Origin of the sequence: Polystyrenella longa (assembly GCF_007750395.1) — a bacterium.
GTDB lineage: Bacteria > Planctomycetota > Planctomycetia > Planctomycetales > Planctomycetaceae > Polystyrenella > Polystyrenella longa.
This window is the reverse complement of record NZ_CP036281.1, coordinates 4,607,515-4,629,158: the sequence shown is the minus strand read 5'-3', so window position 1 is coordinate 4,629,158 and position 21,644 is coordinate 4,607,515. Positions and strand designations below refer to the sequence as shown.

Sequence of the window (21,644 nt, the reverse complement as noted above, 5' to 3'; positions counted from 1 at the left end):
AATTCCTGTTGAAATTGTAAACAGGCTTCCGTAATCCCCTGTAACTCACTGGAGATCTCTTATGAAAATCATGTCACGCCGCCGTCGCGGTTTTACTCTGATTGAACTGCTGGTCGTTATCTCGATCATCGGTACCCTGATGGCACTGCTCATCCCCGCCGTGCAGAACGCACGCGAGGCTGCTCGAGTGCTGCAATGTCGCAATAATATGAAGAACATGTCGCTGGCAGTTCATAACTATGCCAGTGCCCGCGGCGGAAAATTACCTGTCTTGGCTCAGGAAATAGGAGGGACCGAGTTTGGATGGCCAATTTCTTTGATGGGATTTGTCGACCAAGCTGCCGTGGATAGAGAGGTTCGTGAAACCGGAATCGTTCCTACGAATCTGGTCTTGGGGGTCTTTACTTGTCCCGATGACGTGAACAGCACTGGCCTGCCCTACGGTTTGAGTTATGCTGCCAACGGAGGGTTTATGCCTGCAGATGTTTGGGGGAATAGCACACCTGATTATTCATTCATACTAGAAAGTATCGATTGGAATCGTGATAATGCAATTAATTCAGGAGATAGTGTTATTGCTCGAGGAACCGGTGTATTCTTCCGCCCGTCTAACACGGCGAATCCTGTCTCTTCAATGACATTAGATTATATCAGTAATGGTGATGGTCTATCCAATACTGTAATGTTTGCAGAGAACATTCAATCAAGAGACTTCAGGTCTTCTGCAACTGGCGATATCGCCTTTGGGGTTTCTGTAGCTGTAGGTGGTGCTGGTAAGCCCAATATTGCATTAGCTACGGGTGCGATTGGCCTGAGGGATGCATCAGATGATGATGTCCTTGATCCAGCTCTAGGAACCAGAGAAGCCCTTCGTTTACTCAATGGATCGAGTCCAGGTGAGGGAGCAGTTGCATTCGATTTGAAAGATGCTCCCACTGGCGTTGATAATGCCTCAATTAATGCGAATCGAGAATCAGCCCAGCCTGGCGAGGCACCGAGACCAAGTTCAAACCATCCCGGTGTAGTTATTGTTGGACTATGTGATGGTTCTGTCAGAACGATGGGTGAGGCAGTCGATACAGCAGTTTACACTAGGTCTCTGACCACAAATGGCTCTCGGTTTGGGCAATACGTCGGTGAAGGTCAGACTTTCGTTGCTGACTAAAGCTTGACTTTTCAGATATAGGCGACATAGGAAATAGAGATCTCCAAGGGCTGCTCCCGTATGGGCAGCCCTTTTTTTGTGTGCTGTATGAATCCCCATAATATTCAGGTGGGACTCTGGGATCGTTGAGTGAGATTATTTATAGCGAGGGAATGACATACTGCCTTGCGGCTAATGAGGGGCGCAAAAAAAGACGACTGTGAACAAGATTCGTCACAGGCGTCTTTTGATGTTTTGTATCGCTAAGGGATCTGCTGTCGCGATTCGCGAGGAGCAGATTCCGCAATTAGGCGGAGGCTTGGGTCGACTTTTTAATCATTTTAGAAAGTCGTGACTTCAAGCGGGCGGCTTTGTTTTTGTGGATCAGGTTTTTTGCGGCAGCCTGGTCCAGGCGTTTGACAGCCAAGCGGAAGGCGGCTTGAGTCGCTTCCTGATCGGTGCCTTCTGCGGCCTCGCGGCATTTTTTGAGGACGGAACGCAGTGAACTTCGTTGGATGCGATTTCGCAAGCGACGGACGGCGTTCTTTCGGAGTGTCTTTTTGGCAGATCGAATATTAGGCATAGGACGACATTACGGTCAGCTTAAAGGGTTATGTAGTTAGAACCGAAAAGAACATACTGACGTATCTTCCCCGGATTTCATGCGAACGAGGATGATAGCCGAGCCAAATCCAAAATTCCAGCGACTTCACCTGTTTTGTCCCGATTTCAGACGGAAGAACGTAGGTTGGGAAGTGTTCTTATGTTTACTTAATGCTGGAGTACTTTGCGGATAATTCTTACGGCGGCAATTAGCAGGAGGAGATTTCCGATCCACATCGCCCAAACGGGGTTAACCGTACCAGTCTTGGATAGAGTCATCATCAGCATCGAAACCGGGTAATACAGGAGTAATACGGGCATAAAGCAGAGGAAGAAGTTGGTCAGGAACTGCTTGCGGCCGTGTGCAATCGAGAAGGGTCCGCCTAATAGAGCGAAGAAGATACAGGAACTGGACATCGAAAACCGGGAAAAAACCTCGGTATCGAGCTTGCGCAGTTCTTCCTCATTGTATTCGGCCTGGGCATCGTGGTTGGTGAGGGACGAGTCGAACAGGCGATCAAAATCTCCCATGGCGACCGTAAATGCGGATTCAATCTCCAGCCATTCCCGATTCTCGACGTATTCGTTCCCTAAAGAATCCGATTTGTGGCGGATATCTCGGATTGTTAAGTGTCGCGGTTTCGGGTCCCGAACGGCATCGGGCATCGGGAACCGAAACTCCCGATCGTCATTCGTATACAGGGAAAATTGGCTCGGAAGCCCGGCGCGGAGTTCCCGGAAGGTAAGAATGATCTCCCGAGTATCCAGATCAAAGGCGATTTCGGCCGAGGTGGCCTGTAGCGTGATCGGGGTATTTCTGTTGGGCGTATAAATAATGGTTGGTTCGATTAACGTCTTCTCGCGAACATCGCGCACGGTGATCGATATTCCCCTGTCCCGGTCTCGAAAGCTACCCTGCGAACGCAGCATATCCAGGAAGATGTCCTCCATCGCCAGGGTGACCTGCTTCTGAATGTTGTGCATGGCCCAGGGAATGACCTGATCCGTCATCAGCAGGGCAGACAGGCTTAGTACGGCTCCCATAATAAACGAGGGCCAGAGTAGCGAAAGGACGTTGATTCCAGCCGCTTTAGCTGCGGTAATTTCGAGGTCGCCCGCCATTCTTCCATACACGACACAAACCGTCAGCAGGAATGTGGCAGGAATCGTAAACGGCAGGAGGCTGGGAATAATATAGGGCATGATCTGCAGGACTTGAACAGGTCCCAGACCTCGCTCGGTCGCTTCGCGGAAGACTCCCACGAAGACAAGCATGATCGTGAGACCGCTGAGCAGTAGCACGAACACGCGGAGGAGTTCCATTAGAATGTATCGCTGTAGTAACCGCATGGCATCCTGCCAATGAGGAAAGAATCTGGAAAGGTCGTCGTAATAAGGATTTCGGCGGTTTGAGTCAAGATGGAAGTGGCAGTCGCGCCCAGCCTCTGACGCTTATTCCTTCGAATGATCTTGTTCCCGATACCAGCGATAAAGCTGCAAAAAGGGAGGAGTGAAGTCCTCAGGAGACTTCGCGACCAGTCTGTCGGTTTCGGTCAAAGAAAGGAAACAAATTGAGGCGATTTCACCCGGGTCGGGTGTGATGGGGGCGTCGCTAGTTAATTGATAGAGAACAGCATGCTCGTATGCGTTCTCCGGTGTACCCGCGATTTTCTTCAATCTCTGCAGATTGCCCGTTATACCGAGTTCTTCTTCCAGTTCTCGGGGGGCAGTTTCGTCATAGGTCTCGCCAGCGCTGACATGGCCGGAAGCGGAAGAGGTGTAGCAGTTTGGGTATTCGTCTTTAGTGGCGGTTCGCTTTTGTAACAGCATCTCACCTTGGGAGTTAAAGACAAAAACATGCACGGCCCGGTGGAGCAGTTTTTCAGCGTGAACCTGTGATCGCGGAGCTTGACCGATGACTTCGTCTCGTTCGTTGACGATATCGAATATTTCTTCGGTCATGTGATTTTTTTCCAGAACAGGTGCGGTGGAACTCGGGCTTAAAAGACTTTGGAAAGCAGAGTTTAAGCCGCTAAACGAACCTCCTCTGGGGTGGGTATCTCCAGGACTTCCGTCTTACAGCAGAGAGTCGAGCAGCATCCGCATTTTTCGCATCTCGAGAGGTCGTTCTTCCTTGTCCAACAAGTCGGGGAGCAATTCGACGGAGAGGGCGAGGTTGTATTCTTGTGCCTCGAGCATGCTGATCAATCGATTGTAATCGACTTCACCCAGTCCAATCTGCACCTGGAGTTGTTTGGGAGAGGTATCTCGTAGTTGTACGTGATTGACGTACGGGTAGACCATGTCGTGCGATTTCCCAGCAAGGGGACCGCAAATGTAATGGCTGGGGTCGAGAGTTAAACCAAGTCCTTTGACAGACTGGCAGAGTTCGACTGCAGTGCGGGGATCTTCGGTCAGATGGCCGATTTCCGTTTTGATAGAGACCTGGATTCCCTCGATAGAGGTTGCCTGAACGAATGAACGCAGGCGGTCGATCTCAGTATTAAACGGAGTTCCCAGAGGGGCAGCGGGGACGGTAATCTGCGTGAACCGCATCAATTTGGCTGCTTTGGCCAGTTCGGTCAGTGTTGCGAGATCGATATCGTGATTAACGCTGAAGGCAACCGGGGTTAGACGGGACATTTCCCGAAACTGGTTATTAAACCGTTCCGGGTCCGCCGCTACATAAGAGGGTTTTAGATGATTGCTATTCTCATCCATCCAGATTTCGACGCGGTCGTATTCCAATTCCGAAAGCTGTCGGCAGGCGTCGGCGAAACTTAAGTCACCTAAACAATGTGTGGACGCAGCTATAAACACTCGGGACCCTCCGTTGTCCAAAAATAGGCAGTTTGAATCGCTTGGGCGCTTCTTGTTCTGGGTTTATGGTCGAACAAACTAAGACAGCCCGTTTTGGTAATTTATCGCGATTATATCGATTCTGCAAGGTTGATGGCCTGCAACTGTAAATCCGGTCGCATCGGGGGTGTTGTTTCTAAGTTTTAATCTGGCTTTGCTCCGATAGAGGATTATAGAGCGCGAAAGAATTCGTAAAAAATGCCTTCCGTCTGAGAACATCAGCGGGAATTTGAGCGGATCCGCTGCTTCCTAATTCTGACGAAATCGGCTTCGTATCTCTCGCCAGTTTCGTCCGCAAACGAGAACAGCAGTAACAACAAGGGAATTGAGAGTTATGAAGTCAAGTTATGTTTACGGAATGGCATTGTTGGGACTGGCAATGCTTGGCACAGGCTGTGCCTCGAACCAATCTATCGTCCGCGGTCAGAGCCCTGCTGCCGGAAATCAGGGGATTCAACAGACAGGCGGAGCCTACATGGCTGCGTCTATGGATCATGGCTCGGATGTCTCTTTGTATCACCAGTCCAGCGTCGGTGGTCCTCAGTACGGCGGAGAATATGGCGGCGGTTACGGTGATGGTTCCTGTCCGACCTGCCCTCCGGGTGGTGCTTATGGAAATGGTTGCCCTCCGGGTGGACCCGATGGAATGATTTGCCGCACTCCCTGGCACCCGACTCACCATCACAGCTACAGCTACGAACAACCGAACAACCTGCGATATCCCAGCAATCAACCGGGCAGCATCGTACGGTACCCATATTACACCATGAAGGGACCGGATGACTTTTTCCGGAAGTAAGAACCGCCGGGAGTATCCGCGAATGGATACGCCTACTGGCAGGCTCATTCCCTTGTAGTCTGACAAGCGAGCATGAAGTACAACACCCAGAACAGGTTGCGATATCGCGACCTGTTCTGGTTTTTTTGGGTACCTGCATTAGGGAAGGTGCCGGGCCAATTGGAATCGGCTAAGCGGTGAACAATTCCCGGCCCAACACGCGTAAGGCATCGAGTAAGTCGTCGAGATCGCCGGGGGTGGTCGTGGGGTTCATAATGGCGACTCGGAGTGCCGCGCACCCATCAATTTCTGCCTGCACAATATAGAACTGTCCCGATTCAATCAGGCGATGCCGCAACTTTCGTTGAAAGGCGCTCTTGTCTGCTTGTGGTGACGAGCGTATTTCTTCTGGTAGATAGCGAAACGCCACGATGTTGCATTCCGGTTGATGCAGGACTTCGAAGTCGGGGGCGTCTGTCAATTTTCGATGAAAGACTTGACCGAGTTCAAACGTGACATCGACCATGTCGGACAGGATTTGTTCCCCTAAGAGAGACCAGAGACCCCACAGGCCCATCGCCGCCGCTCGTTTCGTGCATTCGACGGTTCGCATTCCGCTGTCGATCTCGGCCATGCCTGGAGCCGATGGGTCGAACAGATAGGGAGCGCTTTGCTGGAACGCCTGGAACCGGTGATCGCGATTTCGATAGAAAACGAACGCGCACAGCGCGGGGACGAACATCATTTTATGAGCGTCACAGATCACGCTGTCGGCAAGTTCGATTCCTTTGAGGAGATGTCGATGTCGATCGCTGAACATCGCGGCTCCCCCATGTGCGGCATCGACGTGCATCCAAACCTGGTGTCGTTGACAGACCTCTGCGATTTCTTCCAGCGGATCAAAGGCACCTACCGGCGTGGCACAGCTACAGGCGGTAACGGCCATGGCCGTTTTTCCGGCCGACTGTAATTCTGTCAGGAGTTGGTCTAATTGGACAGGGTCGAGTCGATGCCTGGAATCGAGCCCTGCCTTGAGAATGTGGTCTGTACCGATGCCAAGAATGCCTGCGGCGCGGGCGATGCCGTAATGCGCCGCTTCGTGTGTTACGATAACAGGTGAGTCTGTTCGGGAATGCATTCCGGACGTCCAACTGTTCTCTAACATAACATTCCGGGCGGTCAGAAGAGCAGTCAGGTTAGCGAGAGATCCCCCGTGGGTGACCAGTCCGGAAAAAGAGTTGGTTGCGAAACCGAGTCGTTGTCCGATTTCCTGTACTAGAGCCCCTTCCACGGCAGTTGCCCAAGGCCCCATTTCGTAAATGGCCATGACCTGGTTCGTGACGGCGCCCATGGCATCAAACAAACCGGCGAGCGGAACGGATGCGGGTACCTGATGACCAATGTACCTGGGGTGATGCAGGTTTTGACCATGATCGAGACTGGCCTGCAGTAATTGGCGAAAGCGAAGGGAAATATCTTCCAAGTCGACTTGGGACTTCATGTCGACTGGGTGTTGGTCAGTTTGGTGTTGAGTGCCCTGTTGCAGGTATTGACGAGCCAACGCGATATTCGCGTAAGGAGGATCCCAGTTGAGAACTTTTTCCTCACGGTTGGCGACTCGTTCGAAATGCGCCAGCAGACAGGTTCGCCATTCAGCGGAAAGTTCGGCAAATAGAGCGGGGTCAAAAGCCGTTTGAACCCGAGACAGGGGAGCATGTAGGGCGTCCGGAAAGTCAGTGGTCATGCGTGGGGAAGCCAGAGCAAAGTGATCAGAACGGTTGAAATGGGCTGAAGAATTTCATTCTATCTACGTCCATTTCGGTTGGCTATGTTCAGGTCTCTGTTCCCGTTTCTGTTTCAACATCTGCTGCATTTTCTAGGTCCTTCATGTGCAGCCCAACTTTAAACATGTAGTAGAAACCGGCGATCGTCACTGGCACGTACTGGCAGATGTGATAATAAAACGACGCTGCAACAGCGTCTGACTTCGCGACACCAAGCGGTACCAGGCTGACCATGAAGCAGAGTTGGATAACGCCAAAGAAACCGGGAGAGGAGGGGATCATTACTCCAAACGCAGTGACGCCAAGCACAAGACAGGCAGCGAGCGGGGAAACATCCACTCCGAAACCCCAGAGTGCGATATAGATTGTTGTCGCATTGCAGGCCCATTGCAGAAACGAATTCAGCAATAATATGATCAGCAGTTTCGGGTTACGCAAGACGTTGAATCCACTTGCCGCCAGTTCGAGTTGATTCAGAATTTTATCCTGGATTGAAACAGGAGCCAGAAACAAGAGCTTGCGGCAAAACTTCAGAAAGGGGACGGTGAAGAAAACGTACAAGTACAGGAAGCTTAGGCCGATGACCGTGCCCGCAGCGAATAGCAGGCTGGCTTTGCGCACGTTTTCGTCGACGTCAGGCAGAAAGAACAAGGCACAGCCAGTTAGTCCCAGTAACGCGATGAGGTCGAGAACGCGTTCAAATATAATTCCAGACAGAATTGCCACGTAAGGCACGTTATTCCGTTTGGAAAAGACATAAACCCGGATGAAATCCCCCAGATGAGCCGGATAGATGTTGTTCCCCATGAAGCCGATCATCATGGGAGGGACAACTTTGCTCAGTGGGTAGTCACCGATAGGGGTCAGCAACCATTTCCATCGAATACCTTTGAGCAGGAAAAAAAGAAACAGGAAAAACCACATGATGGGCAGCGATAGATAATTTGCCTGAGCGAAGGCATCTATCAGCTCGGAGAATTCAATGCCATATAACGCATAGATCAGGCAGACAACTGAGACCAGCAAGCCGGCAATTAAATAGAGATACTGTTTCCGTTTAATGGGTGCAGCTCCTCTTTCCTCGGGCAGCGCAGTGAATAAGAACTCTTTCCAGAAATACCCTGTAAGTCGATAACCAATCCGGATCGGATTTGGGGACATGCTGGAGAAGACGATCACCCGCGTAGATAAAAAGTCGCTGGGCAAATCTTTTCAGAGCATATAATAAAGCGCATTCTGAATGCGACCAGATCGCTGGAGGAAATCTGCAGGAACAGCGAAGGGATAGCGGAATGAGCTATTTGTTCTTAATTCAGGTGATAATAGGTGTTCTGGCGTATACGTCGGTGGCCGATAGCGAACAAAAGTCTTGACGTTTGGCTGTTGGCTTCGTAACTTGAATATGGGGAACGAAGTCTAAAACAGGTTGAATTCCCTCCCACCTGATGTGCAGGTTAAATAGCCGGGATGCCTCTCTCGGGCGATTTTAATTTGCATTCTCGCCTTTATTGCCTCCTGATCTGTCTGCGGTCTCCTTTACCAAACATGATTGGCTTATGGGAAACCATGAGCGACCGACTGGCACTCACCATGCACTCCTTCTTCTTTTCTTAATGTGCACCTATTATCCTCTGCGATGTTTTTCCCGTATGAAGAATGTCATCGAGAGGAATGCTGGCATGCGTAGTTGCTCCTGTCAATGTTGTTCCTGTCAACGTCGCTCCTGTCAATTATCCCTGAAATACATCGTTGTCGGTAAACGAATCTGCTGATATTCCGTCTGATTTGCTTAGACGAGATCGGCATTTTTCCGGCGACCTACGGCGAAACGAATGTATTCGCCTGGTTTCTTCATCCTGTGTTGTCAACACAACCCACTTTGAACTGATCAACTACTATGGCCTCTTCTCAATCAACCTCATCGAACATTAGTCCTCTGGAAGGACGACATCTGCAACTGGCCCGGGAAGCTCTCGCGGAGCATGGTCGGTTGGATGAATTTGCCCGGTTGTACGGTTTCGAATCAGAAGAAGAAGTACTCCGTTCCATTGCGCTGACGATGGGAATGCCGTTCATCGATATTCCTAATTACGAAATCGATCCAGAATTGTTACACACTTTTTCGCCAAAAGTGATTCACCGCTACACAGTTTTTCCTGTGGGGAAGACGGATGATCAGTCAATCATCATCGCGACCAAAAATCCATTCGACGTCAATTCACTCGACCAAATCGCTGCTGAATGTGGCCGAAGTATTGAAGCGGCCGTTGCTGCGCCCACGGAACTGATCAAATTAATTAAGGCACATTTCGGAGTAGGAGCCGAGACTGTCGAAGGGCTGATGGCCCAGAAGGATGAGGACGCGGGCGGACTGGAAGTTCTGGAAGACCTCGATTTTGATTCGTCCGAAGATTCCGCGATGGCTCAGGAAGCCTCGGTGGTTCGGTTAGTGAATGAAATTCTGATTGAAGCCGTTAATTCAGGCACGAGTGATATTCACATTGAGAGTCAGGCCAAGGGAATTAAGATTCGCTATCGAATCGATGGGGTCTTGCAGACTCAACCGATGCCGCCCGAGATCAATCGTTTCCAGGCAGCAATTACCAGTCGACTCAAAATTATGTCGCGGATGAACATCGCCGAAAAACGAATTCCGCAGGACGGTCGTATCAAACTGAAAATTTCCGGACGAGAGATCGACATTCGTGTTTCTATCATTCCAATGTTACACGGTGAATCGGTCGTCATGCGTGTGCTCGACAAAGACCGGATGAATTTCACCCTGCAAGGGATTGGAATGGATCTGGATATTTATCAGCAGTTTGGTGAAGTTATCAAACAACCGCACGGTATTGTACTTGTTACAGGGCCAACCGGTTCTGGTAAGACGACGACGTTATACAGTGCGCTGAATGAAATTAAGAGTGACGACACAAAGATCATCACGACAGAAGACCCGATTGAATATCAACTGGAAGGGATTAACCAGATTCAGGTGCACCACAAGGTTGGCCTGACATTCGCTACCAGTTTACGTGCGATTCTCCGTCATGACCCGGACGTCTGTCTGGTGGGGGAGATTCGTGACCAGGAAACGGCAGAGAATGCGATTCAAGCAGCGCTGACGGGTCACCTTGTCTTCAGCACATTACACACCAACGATGCCGCCGGTGTATTCATGAGACTGGGCGACATGGGGGTAGAACCCTTCATGGTGAGCAGTACAGTGGAAGGGATTCTGGCCCAGCGGCTGGTTCGGAGGTTATGTCCTCACTGTAAGGAAAAAATCGAACCCGACAGAGACATTATGCCTTCCGACTTCCCTTGGGAGGAATATGAAGCGGCGAATACGGGTTACCTTTATAAATCAGTCGGATGCCGGGAATGCCGAGGGTCTGGTTACTCTGGTCGTGCGGGTATCTACGAGTTGCTTGTGGCGAATGACGAGGTCAAGCAGATGGCAACGGAAGCGCGGACCACGACTGAAATCAAAGAAGCCGCTATTCGCGGTGGTATGAAGACTTTACGACAGAATGCCTGGAGAAAAGTCATTGATGGCCGGACGACCGTCGATGAAGTAATTCGCGTAGCGAAAGCGGACCATTAATCACAAATCGGTTCAGATTCAGAAAAATGTGGTCGAATCAGCAATTACCGCGATTTTTGGACTCTGCAATCGGCCAGCGGACGGCTAAAATACCTCGACCCACCTGATGATTTCTCACCTTGAATTCGATTAGCTCCTGTTTTCGGCCCATCTACAATCCGAAAAATGAGTTGATACCCCGCCTGAATATTCCCGGAAGTCCTGTTCCGGTCCTACCTTATATCCACGTTTAGCTATCGGGATTCTTGTCTCGAACGGTTGAATGTCCCACCTGAAAAACGAGCTTTTTCTCTCACTATCATGCCTGAGTTTGCTTACAAAGCGAGATCTGCTGGCGGTGATCAGATTACTGGTCTGCTCACAGCGAATTCGAAACGCGAAGCATTGAACATGCTCAGCGAGCGTTCGCTGTTTCCATTGCTGGTCGAAGATGCGAAAGATGCCAGTTCACCGTTTAACTTCAGTTTTAAGTTCTCCAAGAGAATTAAAGCGGACGTGATTTCACAGATGCTGACTCAACTGTCCGATCTGTTGGTGAATGGTGTCTCGATTCTGGAAGCGCTCAAGCTGATGTCTCAGGAAGCAACGAATCCGGATATCAAAGAAGTTTTAACGGACGTTCATGATCGCATGGTTGAAGGCTCCAACCTCGAAGAAGCGGTCGGACGCCACCCAAATGTTTTTGATGAACTAACAGTGAGCATGGTTCGCGCCGGTTCGGAGGGGGCCTTCCTTGAAGATGCTCTCAAACGAACGGCCGACTTTCTGGAATTACAGGAAGAGATGAAAGCTCGAGTGAAGGGAGCGATGATTTATCCTGCTTTCCTTCTAGTAGTCGGCATTATTTCCGTTACGGGTATTCTGATTTTTCTGGTTCCCAAGTTCGAACCATTGTTCAAGTCATTGGAGAAAAAAGGGGGACTTCCAGGTCCGACGGTGGCTTTGCTTGCCATCAGCGACTTTCTCGGAAGTATGTATGGCGTACTGCTGGGAGTCGCACTCATTGGTGGCGTCGTTGCACTTAAAAAATGGATGGCGACTGATGACGGCAAACTGAAGTTTGACCGCTGGCGTTTGAAAATTCCTGTTGCTGGTAATATCTTTCTGGGTTCGGCGGTCGCTCGATTCACTCGTGTTCTAGGAACGTTGTTGCAAAACGGCGTCCCCTTACTGCGAGCCCTCGAAATCAGTAAGGATTCATCGGGCAGTAAAGTGTTGTCCATGGCGATTGCCAAATCGGCCGAGAACGTGACTTCCGGTGAGACATTGTCTAAACCGTTGTCGCAATGTGGACTGATACCGAATGACGTGATGGCAATGATTCGCATCGCGGAAGAGTCGAACAATCTGGAAAACGTGCTGATCAATATCTCGGAAGGGATCGATCGCAAGACCAATCGAAAACTTGATTCGATGGTGAAACTTCTGGAACCAATCATGTTGATCCTGATGGGGGTCATCATTCTGTTTATCTTGATAGCACTTTTAATGCCTATTATCGAAGCGAGTACTTCCGTCTAAAACGGCAAAAAATATAAAGTCCGGTCCGATATTCGTCTCAATGAAGCGAATAGGCATCGGGGCTAAACTGATTCACAAACAAAACAAAAACCAATTCAGATACAGATTTGAAATTCGAAAGGATCTTATACGATGCAAAAACGTATTAACCGCACTACCCGTCAGCGAAAAGGTTTTACGCTGATCGAAGTTCTTGTTGTGCTTGGCATTATTGTGCTGCTGGCAACCATGGTTGGACCTCGTATTCTCGGTACCCGTGAAAAAGCCGATGTCGACGCGACCTTCACTCAGGTTAAGAGTTTCGAGAGTGCTCTAGAACTTTACCAGTATCACATGAAGACTTTCCCCTCGACCGAGATTGGCCTGGCCGCTCTGGTTGAAGAGCCTTCAGAAGATGCCGAAGGAGCTGGGAACGCCGACAACTGGGAAGGCCCTTACATGGAAGAAATTCCTGCTGACCCTTGGGGCAATGACTTCCAGTACGAATACGAAGCGGGCGACCGTGAGCCGACAATCTGGTCTTTCGGACCGGATGGCGAAGATGGCACCGAAGATGATATCACCAGTGCCAAAGGTTCCAAAGATGGTGAAGACTCAGGCGGAGACTTGGATGCTTCCGATCTGGAGTAATCTAAGGTCACGCGTGACTTTAACTTGTGCATCTTAATTGAAATGTAAGCGAGGACAGTGTGTCGGAGCGAAACGAAGTAATTGAGAAATCGACGAACAGCAGAAAGGGCTTCACGTTAATTGAAGTCCTTGTGGTGTTATCGTTAATTATTGTCGTTTCCACTTTGGCATGGCCCTCTTTGCGTACGACGTTACAGCGAACTGAATTGGAGTCAGCGGCAAAACAGGTGAGTCATGAGCTTTCTCAGATTCGCTTGAAAGCGATCGAGTCCGGTGTCGCTCAGAAATTCCGCTTTCAACCGGGTAAGGGGATCTACGAGATTACTCCCTGCCCGGCTGGATTGCTGGAACTGCATCAAGAGATGAAGGAAGAGTCGGACTTGCTTTCAGATTCTTCTTCGGAGATGGAAACTGATACTTCCGTTTCTCCTTATGGAGAAGAGCTCTCCTCCTCATTCGAGGAAGAGCCCCTGTTGGGGCGCGACGATGAGGAAGAATTGACGTTGGCCGAATTGCCTCCCGGAATTGCTTTTTCTGGTTTGAAGCGACGTCGTCGTTCAATCGAAGAGGAAACGACTCAGGACGTTAAAGAAGTCTGGATGGATGACGATGGTTGGTCGCGACCGGTCATCTTTTTCCCCAATGGTCAAAGTACGGGAGGCCAGATATTTCTGGAACAGAATCCCAATTATTCCATCGACCTGCAATTACGAAGTCTGACGGGCGAGGCATCGGTTGGGCGAATTCACAAGCTTAGTCCGGAAGAAGCGCAAAACGGCGATCCCGCAGACAGTGAAGACTTGCTGGACGGAGGAAATTCCTCTCAAGAGATCAACTTGCCAGCGGAGTAATCTGCAAAGAGTTTGTTCACGTTCCCGTTCAGGAAAACGGGCGGAAGTGGCCAGGGAAGGGCGACGTTTCCCAATCGTCCATTCGTGAAACCTGATCCTGGACTTGAATCATGAAACGCACAGAAGTTCGAATGCAGAACACTCGGGGGGGATTTTCCCTGATGGAAGTTCTGATCGCTTCGTCGATTCTGATCGGTAGTCTGGTCGTGCTCGACCAGCTTGCGAACCTGGGACGAATCAGCGCCCGCTCTTCTGAATCGATGGTGACAGCCCAGCTATTCTGTGAGCAGAAAATGAATCTCATGCTCAGCGGTATGGAAGCGATGGAGTCGACGGACGATACGGTCTGGGAGGACAATGAAGATTGGCACTATGCCGTCGAAACAGAACCCGACGAAAAACTTCCTCTCACGAAGTTGACGATCAGAGTCTGGCAGGACGAAGAAAAGTTTCTACGACCTCAACGGTTCCAATTAGTGCGCTGGATTATGTCTACTTCTTCGAGCGAGTCAGGCGACGGAGAAGAGATCACCGACAGTTATCTCAGCGAACTCGATAATTGAATTCTTATCCTTAGCGGCCAATATTTCAAACGAGATTTTACGAAGACTAATAACATCTAACGACTACGTGAATCGTAGATTGATTTCCATGTTAACACGAGCTAACAAGATATCAGAAGCGGCACATCGACGGGGTGGTTTCACTCTGATCGAGATGCTGATGACTTTGTTGCTCTCCGCCGTCTTGATGGCCGGGTTGTGGAATCTGTTCACGTCTTATACCCGTTTATTTGATACCGGCCAGCGGATTGCAGCTGAATCGCGGTTAGCCCGGGCAGTGTTGGATCAAATCTCGACCGACCTCAGCGGTTTGGTCGATGTGACGCAGTTGGAGACAAGCCAGAAAGCAGCCCTCGCGGGTGCCATCACGGAGAGCACTCAGAGTTCTTCAAGTTCGTCCTCTTCAGGAATAAGTACGTTACCTCAATACCGCCTGACAGGAACGAGTAACAGTCTACGCATCAATACCTTCAAACCCGGTCCCCCTCGTCCACCTCGGGAAGAAGATGAAGAAGAGAGCGGAAGCCTGAGTAGCGAACTGGAAGAAGCGGAATTCTTCGCCCCTGATTTACGCGTTGTTCTGTATGACTTTACGGAACCTGAAGAGGAATACTCCTCGGACGATTCTCTGCCGACAGGTTTAATTCGGCGTGAACTGGATTGGCAATCGGCCCTAATGTTGAATTCCGATGAGGAAGATGAAGAGGTCGCGTTAGACGAAGACGAACTGACCAGCGACGATCAGAAGTTTCTCAGCGACAGTCTGCTGAACGATATGGAGCCCTATGAAATATTTGCAGCGGATCTCAACAACGATCAGTTCTTGTGGATTCCGGAAATCATCGAAGTCGAGTTTCGATATTCCGACGGCAAAACCTGGAGTGAAAGTTGGGATTCTCAGTTCAGGAATGCCTTACCTGTACTGATCGAAATCTCGCTCGAATTTGATTACGAAAAAGGACTCGATGCACGGTATGCAAGTGAAGTTGAAGAGAGTGCGATCCCTACAGAAGATGAAATCGCGGCCGATGAGGAAGCTTTGGATCCCGAAGAAAACCTGGAGACCTTGCTGAACGATGGTGAAGAAGAACTCCCTCAGTATCGCCGAGTGATCGCTCTTAAAACCGCATTTCAGAATTCGTCTGCCAGTTCCAGTTCAGGAGAATCTGAGCCGGGTTCTGCTCTCTCTCGTTTGCAATCATCGGATTCAGATGACGACTTCGACGAGGAGGCATCAGAATGAAGAAGCTCTTAAGTAACCCATCGAGAATTGAAACTCGGTCACAATCTCCCGATCGCCAGGGGATGATTCTTGTCATCGTGATGATGGTAATCGTATTGATCAGTCTCGCCGGTTATGGATTTCTGAATGCCTTGATGACCGAAAACAAAGCGGTCTATATGCGGGGGGACGAATTACAAGCTGAGAACCTGGTTCAGTCGGGTGTCGCAGTCGTGCAAGCACTCGCGGCGCAGACAGATCAACAGCGGCAGGAGTTTTTTGAAGAAGAGACTGCTGCGGAAGAAATCTATAAAGGAGTTCTGGTCTACGGTGAATCGGATTCGTTTTTTCGTGGTCGGTTTACGATTCTCTCAGTGAATCCTCAGGCGACAACTCCAGCGAAGTTTCAATATGGCCCCTCCAATGAATCGGCCAAACTCAACCTGCATGCCGTAGCTCAATGGGAAGCGGACGAACCGGGCTCAGGTGTGAACGCACTTCTGCAACTTCCGCACATGACCGAACCGATCGCTAATGCTTTACTCGACTGGATCGACACTGATTCAGAGGCTCGTAGTCAGGGGGCCGAATCTGAATATTACGGTGCCCTGTCGCCCGCATATTCTGCTCGTAACGGGGTGCCACTGGCATTGGACGAACTGTTGCTGGTTCGCGATGTCAATCGATCAATATTGTATGGAAAAGATCTTAACTACGATTTCTATACCGATCCGAATGAACTCAGTCTGCAAACAGACGAAGAAAGTTCTGAATCGCTGGAAGACGACAATACCTTCCCCTGGACTTGGTTACTGACCGTTCACAGTGCCGAGCGAAATGAGAATGCGACAGGTGAACCTTTAATCAATGTGAACCAAGCCGATCTACAACAATTACATGCTGCAGTCACCGAGAGCTTAGGGGCGGCGTGGGCCAATTATATCGTGGCTTACCGTCAGTACGGACAAGCGGCAGAAAAGCGTGATCCCGCCGCCTTTAGCAGTGCCCAGCCGGTTGATAGTCTTACGATGGATTATTCCAAGCCGGTTCAATTTCCGATTAACAATCTTCTGGCGTTAGTTGGAACAACCATCAAAAAGCCTGCTATCGGGGAAGAGGACGAAGTGATTTACGCGAGTCCGCTGAGTGGGAGTGGTAGTGGTCCTGACGATGAATTAACAAAATTGTTTACGAATCTGACCGTCGATTCGGAGCCAGTCCTCATCGGCAAAGTGAACTTGAATCTTGCTCCGGCTCCTGTCCTTAAGGCGGTTCCGGGAATGGATGATCCAACGTTGGAAGCAATTCAATCTGCACGTGAAAATCAGTCCAGTACCGATCCTGCATCTCGGCAACATGCGATCTGGCCATTGTTGGAAGAGGCGGTTACGCTGGAGAAAATGGAGGAGTTGATTCCCTATCTCACGTGTGGAGGAAATGTCTATCAGGCACAAGTTGTCGGTTTTTACGATCAAACTGGCCCCTCGATGCGGGCAGAAGTCATAATCGACGGTACCCAGGGCTCTCCCCGGGTGGTAAAATGGACTGACCTGCGGATGCAGGGCCAACCTTTCCCTCCCGAACTTTTGGGGGCTCAACTGGACGAATCGGAGTTTGAATCAGCCGGTTCCAGCTCGACTTCGTCCTCAGCACTCGATTGACCTACCCTGCCAGAATCCGTCCTCCCCGGATCATCCCAAACCGGAATCATTCCGACCATTTCCTATAAGTCATGCCTGAGAATCCTGTCCTGTTCAGTTTGAACTTTGCTTGCCAATGAAGAGTTTTAGAACGATGGATGGACTCATTATAATACAAAACAATACTCTGATAAAATTACGGTGGATCTGAATATGGCTCGTCTGTTAGCCGTCGACTGGGACCGCAAAGAAATCCGTCTGGTGGTAGGTTTCATCCGTCGGAAAGAATTGCACATTGAACGAGTTGAAGCGGTGTATCTTCAACCTGATGAAGATGTCAGCTCCGCGTTACATGATGCCGTCGAGATGATTCGCGCGGGCAAGGCCTTCACCTTGTTGGGCGTGAACCGTAGCCAGGTCGAACTGCTGCAGATGCAGGTTCCTGTTGTCTCCGACAACGAGCTTCCTTTGATGGTCGCAAATCAGGCGATGCGAGATTCCTCAACGATTACGGAAGAGTCGACGCTCGACTTCATCACGACAGGAACTACAGACGAAGGGGCGCTCAACGTTACTGCTGCTGCGATTTCCTCTGCTGGTCAAACCGAGGTTATCAATACGGCCGAGGCCGCTGGTATTCATCCTTCCAAGATTCAGTTACGACCTTATGCGGCCGCACGACTGTTTGCTTTAACCAGCGGTATTGATGAGCCCTGCCTGTTGATCAACATGTTGAGCGATTCGTTCGACTTGACGGTTGTTGAAAATCGAAAGGTCAAAATTTCTCGAACAATACAACTTCCCGATGAAACCAGCGCTGTTGAACTGCATCAGAAGATCCTCGCGGAAATCCATCGGACGCTGATGTTGATTACGCAGGAACAGATCGCAGCCGAATCGGTGAAACATATTTACGTGTTCGGCGGTGAAGAGCACCTGGATCTCTTTCTTCGTGTGCAAGAAGAGTTCCAAATAGAATGCGGAGCTTATGAAGTATTCGAATCCGTCGGCGCTTCCAAAGTTACCATCTCGACTGATCCGGGACGATACGCGTCCCTAGTAGGGATGATGTTGCAGCACAGCAAAGGCGAGACGGTTGATTTCGATTTTGCTAATCCTCGGAAAGCACCACCACCACCCAATCGGAACCGTCAAAAAATTCTTATTGCCGCCGGTGTCGTTGCTCTGGTTGCGGCGGGATGGATGTATCTGGACGACCAGCTGGCCGATATTACAGACAAAGTCGCTGCACTGACCGTTGAGCGTTCGAACAAGAAAGAACTTGCCGAAAAAGCAATTACCCCGGCTCGGCAATTGAAGGCTCTAAAGGATTGGGAGGCAAGAAACATCAACTGGCTGGACGAGCTACGCGATATCTCCGTGCAATTACCCCCCAGTAAAGATGCCATGATCCAACGGATGTCGCTCTCGTTAGCGCCCGAAGGTCGGGGAGCGGCCGGGCAAATCTCTTTCCAGGGATTCGTTCGCGATTCATCAATCGTTTATGAACTCGAACAAAGTCTGTCCGACAAACATCACCGCATTCGGATTCCCCGCGTCAAAGAACGCGTGGGTGATTTCTACGGGTCCCATTACGACGCGACGCTGGGCGTCAATAAGCGAGAACCAGTCGAATACCTGGAGCAACCGAAAACAGATCAAGCTGAAGTTCCCGAAACGGCAACCAAGTCTACATCGGGTCGAGAAAAAACAGGTAACTGAATACAACAGAAGTAGAATTAACTTTCACAGTTAGTGTTCGAGCCACCTGAAATCAGGGGCTCTTCAACAAGAAACGTTATTACCTCGCGAGTCGAAGCCAACCATGTCACCACGTATGAAAATTCTGGTCTATATTTGTTTTGGTGGTCTGATGCTGTTCCAAGCTTCAGAGTACATCCAGCAATCATTTGTGAGTGGCCCCAAAGAAAAACTGGAGAGTAGCCAGAAGAAATTAGAAGAGAAGATTCTCGACTACGAAAAGGTGATCCACTTAGGGAAGAAAGCCAACAGGGAACTTCCTCACTGGGAAAAACAGGCTTTGCCGGAAAACGTGGACCGGGCGAGCGCACTATATAAAAACTGGTTGTTACAGCTTGTGAGCCGAGCAGGACTTGCCAGCACGAATGTAGAAGCGAATAGCTCTGTCTCCACCAAAAAAGGCGCCTATCGCGCATTGTCGTTCTCTGTGCGAGGCAAAGGGAATTTGGAGCAGCTTACCGCTTTACTGTATGAGTTCTATCAGACGAACTTGCTCCATCGAATTAACTCACTCAGCCTGACTCCTTCGCAAAGTTCGGATCAGATCGATATCTCATTGGGTATCGAAGCCCTGTCAATGGCAGGCGTCAAGCGTGATCATCTCATTACAGAGGAACCCTCGGAGCGACTCGCTTATAGCGATGTCCTCGACTACCGACCGATTATTAAACGGAACTTCTTTTCTGTCGGTGGGGAATTCGATCCCGTCAACCTGACTCGCCTCTCCGGCATTACCTACTCCTCGCTCACCGGCCAGCCCGAAGCCTGGTTCACTTTAGGAGCGACTGACGAACGGGTGGAACTCAAGTCGGGTGAAGAACTGACCGTGGGTGACTTTACTGGAAAAATCGTGCAGATTGCCGAGTCGGATGTCATCCTGGAATCGGGTGGTTCGAAGTGGCTGCTTTCTATCGGTGAGAACCTCGATCAAGCTTATGCAATTCCAGCGAGCTTTTAGATCTTGTTCAGGATAAAAGTGGTAACTTAATTCTCCAGCACGTCGCTGTCTGGCCACAAGTTAACGTTGATTTCTCGTAGTTTGCCTTCGCGTTCGATCACCAGTGAAAGCTGTTTCTGATCACGCGGAATTGTGGCTAGCACTTTGAAAAAGTCTTCCCGCTTCTCAGGCCAATGGCCATTGATCGACCAGATCACATCGCTATTTTCTAGTTGCGCGAAATGAGCGGGAGAATTGGGGCGAACACGAATAATCGTTGCGGCGCCCGGTTCGGCGGAATCAAAATGCAGATTGACTCCAAGTAGCTGCGGATTCCCACTCAACCGAATCATCACTTTCTGACGCTCGGTTGATGGAGGACGGACATAAGTAACGGCCACCGGGCTTTCGACTCTCAGTACCAGCGTTTCAAATATGACAGAATCGATCGGTAAGTTGCCGAAGTTCAGAATCTGATCGCCTGTTTGTAGTCCCGCCGTCGATGCCGGGCTTTGTTGGTAGACTTGCCGAACTTCGACGAGATCTTCTTTACCTTCAGGTCGAATGACAGTTAAACCAAGCCGTTCGGTGAAGCTTCCCGTGCGAGATTGAATGCCGCTGCGAACAAACTCGGATTCCGATATTGATTTCTGGCGGAATTGAGAAGGTGCGGACCGATTCGATTCGTCCCACAGCAGTCGCGCTGATAGCTGCGTGAGGTTAACAAGTCCTTCGTAGTTAATTAGCTGGGCATCGTCAGAGGGGCGGTGATAGTCTTCATGCTTGCCTGTATGCAGCATCAGATACGGAATCCGTTTTTTGTAAAACGGATAGTGATCACTGTCTCCTTTGTTGTCCCAATTGTAGAGCAGGCGAAGTGAAGGTGAGTGATTGTTCCGAACCAGTTGTTTCTGAATTCCGAAGGCAGTGCGAATGCCATAGACTTCGAGGCCTTCATCTTTCAGACGTCCAACCATGTCGTAGTTGAAATAGAATTTGACCTGCTCCAAACCGCAGGTCGGATTGGCGACCCAATGACGTGATCCAACCAACCCGCGTTCTTCCGCATCCCAAAAAGCGAATAGAATAGAACGTGTTGGTTTTTCCTTTCGATTCATTATGGATTGCGCGAGTTCCAGCAACATAGCAGTGCCACTTGCATTGTCGTCGGCCCCATTGTGGATCTGGCCCAGCGGTCCGAGACTGTTCTTGGAGTTCCCATAACCGACATGATCATAGTGGGACCCAATGACAATGAACTCCTCCTCACGGCTGGTGTCCGTTGTTTGCTGCTGGTCCGGTTCTGCACCAGGAATGACGGCTAGAATGTTTCGATAGCCGTTACCAAATTCCTGGTAAAAATCTTGGGAGGCGGCTCCAGGCTCCAGTCCGTACTTTTGCAATTCAGACACGATATACGCCGCCGCTGCCTGTCCACCAGGGCTTCCTGCCTCCCGTCCTTCAATCGAATCGCTGGCCAGAAAATTAATGTGCCGTTTTAAATCGTCTTCATCGATTTCGAATCGAGGCGCATCCGCCCAGATCTCAGGCGTTTCACTTTCCGCTTTGGAGATGCTCTCGACGGCGTCTAGATTCGCGTTCTGAAATGACAGACTGGCTGGCACCAACGCAAAAATGATCGTTAAGGGCAGGGCAACTTTGGCAGGCAGGTAACGGAGGAGGGAGTCGTTTAGACGTTGGTGTCGTTTCTTGGGGTGCAGTTCAAAAGTCATTAATTGCCCTC

Annotated in this window: 18 protein-coding genes; 11 read left to right on the top strand and 7 right to left on the bottom strand. The window is 50.1% G+C overall.

Annotated elements, in window-relative coordinates:
• The first annotated feature begins 61 nt into the window (after positions 1–61).
• On the top strand, positions 62–1,165 hold the full coding sequence (locus Pla110_RS17155) for a DUF1559 family PulG-like putative transporter (RefSeq protein WP_144997451.1): 1,104 nt from the start codon (positions 62–64) through the stop codon (positions 1,163–1,165).
• Positions 1,166–1,451: 286 nt separating this feature from the next.
• Here Pla110_RS17155 and rpsT read toward each other — a convergent pair whose 3' ends face one another.
• The 4 genes from rpsT to Pla110_RS17135 form a co-directional block, all read right to left on the bottom strand.
• Positions 1,452–1,727 carry a 30S ribosomal protein S20 gene (gene rpsT / locus Pla110_RS17150; RefSeq protein ID WP_144997449.1) on the bottom strand — a complete coding sequence of 92 codons (276 nt, stop codon included), beginning with the start codon at positions 1,725–1,727 and terminating at the stop codon, positions 1,452–1,454.
• A 188-nt stretch (positions 1,728–1,915) separates the two neighbouring features.
• Positions 1,916–3,097, bottom strand: a complete 1,182-nt coding sequence (locus Pla110_RS17145) for an LptF/LptG family permease (RefSeq protein ID WP_144997447.1) — start codon at positions 3,095–3,097, stop codon at positions 1,916–1,918.
• 102 nt (positions 3,098–3,199) lie between these two features.
• Positions 3,200–3,709, bottom strand: a complete 510-nt coding sequence (locus Pla110_RS17140) for an NUDIX hydrolase (RefSeq protein WP_144997445.1) — start codon at positions 3,707–3,709, stop codon at positions 3,200–3,202.
• Positions 3,710–3,823: 114 nt separating this feature from the next.
• Positions 3,824–4,567, bottom strand: a complete 744-nt coding sequence (locus tag Pla110_RS17135; protein ID WP_144997444.1) for a sugar phosphate isomerase/epimerase family protein — start codon at positions 4,565–4,567, stop codon at positions 3,824–3,826.
• A 373-nt stretch (positions 4,568–4,940) separates the two neighbouring features.
• Between Pla110_RS17135 and Pla110_RS17130 the strand changes: the two genes are divergently transcribed.
• Positions 4,941–5,405, top strand: a complete 465-nt coding sequence (locus Pla110_RS17130) for a hypothetical protein (protein WP_144997442.1) — start codon at positions 4,941–4,943, stop codon at positions 5,403–5,405.
• 169 nt (positions 5,406–5,574) lie between these two features.
• Here Pla110_RS17130 and Pla110_RS17125 read toward each other — a convergent pair whose 3' ends face one another.
• Both Pla110_RS17125 and Pla110_RS17120 read right to left on the bottom strand, forming a co-directional pair.
• A complete protein-coding gene (locus tag Pla110_RS17125; protein ID WP_144997440.1) occupies positions 5,575–7,128 on the bottom strand; it encodes a pyridoxal phosphate-dependent decarboxylase family protein in 1,554 nt (517 codons plus the stop codon).
• A gap of 88 nt (positions 7,129–7,216) precedes the next feature.
• Complete coding sequence (locus Pla110_RS17120) at positions 7,217–8,329, bottom strand: lysylphosphatidylglycerol synthase transmembrane domain-containing protein (protein WP_144997438.1); 1,113 nt, start codon at positions 8,327–8,329, stop codon at positions 7,217–7,219.
• Between the two features lie 736 nt (positions 8,330–9,065).
• Between Pla110_RS17120 and Pla110_RS17115 the strand changes: the two genes are divergently transcribed.
• The 9 genes from Pla110_RS17115 (at position 9,066) to Pla110_RS17075 (ending at position 19,921) form a co-directional block, all read left to right on the top strand.
• Positions 9,066–10,775 carry a GspE/PulE family protein gene (locus tag Pla110_RS17115; RefSeq protein ID WP_144997436.1) on the top strand — a complete coding sequence of 570 codons (1,710 nt, stop codon included), beginning with the start codon at positions 9,066–9,068 and terminating at the stop codon, positions 10,773–10,775.
• Positions 10,776–11,165: 390 nt separating this feature from the next.
• Entirely contained in the window at positions 11,166–12,296 is a 1,131-nt protein-coding gene (locus Pla110_RS17110) for a type II secretion system F family protein (protein WP_197440255.1), read from the top strand.
• A 132-nt stretch (positions 12,297–12,428) separates the two neighbouring features.
• Positions 12,429–12,926, top strand: coding sequence for a type II secretion system major pseudopilin GspG (gene gspG, locus Pla110_RS17105; RefSeq protein ID WP_144997432.1), 498 nt, complete (start codon positions 12,429–12,431; stop codon positions 12,924–12,926).
• A gap of 59 nt (positions 12,927–12,985) precedes the next feature.
• The gene (locus tag Pla110_RS17100) at positions 12,986–13,777 is read left to right on the top strand and encodes a pilus assembly FimT family protein (RefSeq protein WP_144997430.1); all 792 of its coding nucleotides are present in this window, start codon (positions 12,986–12,988) and stop codon (positions 13,775–13,777) included.
• 110 nt (positions 13,778–13,887) lie between these two features.
• Positions 13,888–14,340, top strand: coding sequence for a type IV pilus modification PilV family protein (locus tag Pla110_RS17095; protein WP_144997428.1), 453 nt, complete (start codon positions 13,888–13,890; stop codon positions 14,338–14,340).
• Between the two features lie 88 nt (positions 14,341–14,428).
• Positions 14,429–15,583: a PulJ/GspJ family protein gene (locus Pla110_RS17090; protein ID WP_144997426.1), complete on the top strand. Its 1,155-nt coding sequence runs from the start codon at positions 14,429–14,431 to the stop codon at positions 15,581–15,583.
• Positions 15,580–17,223 (top strand): type II secretion system protein GspK, encoded by a 1,644-nt coding sequence (locus tag Pla110_RS17085; RefSeq protein ID WP_144997424.1) that lies wholly within the window; start codon positions 15,580–15,582, stop codon positions 17,221–17,223. Before Pla110_RS17090 ends, Pla110_RS17085 begins: the two co-directional genes overlap by 4 nt.
• A gap of 192 nt (positions 17,224–17,415) precedes the next feature.
• Entirely contained in the window at positions 17,416–18,924 is a 1,509-nt protein-coding gene (locus Pla110_RS17080) for a hypothetical protein (RefSeq protein WP_144997422.1), read from the top strand.
• A 103-nt stretch (positions 18,925–19,027) separates the two neighbouring features.
• Entirely contained in the window at positions 19,028–19,921 is an 894-nt protein-coding gene (locus Pla110_RS17075) for a hypothetical protein (protein WP_144997420.1), read from the top strand.
• 26 nt (positions 19,922–19,947) lie between these two features.
• Here Pla110_RS17075 and Pla110_RS17070 read toward each other — a convergent pair whose 3' ends face one another.
• A complete protein-coding gene (locus tag Pla110_RS17070) occupies positions 19,948–21,633 on the bottom strand; it encodes a M20/M25/M40 family metallo-hydrolase (RefSeq protein ID WP_144997418.1) in 1,686 nt (561 codons plus the stop codon).
• Positions 21,634–21,644: the final 11 nt, after the last annotated feature.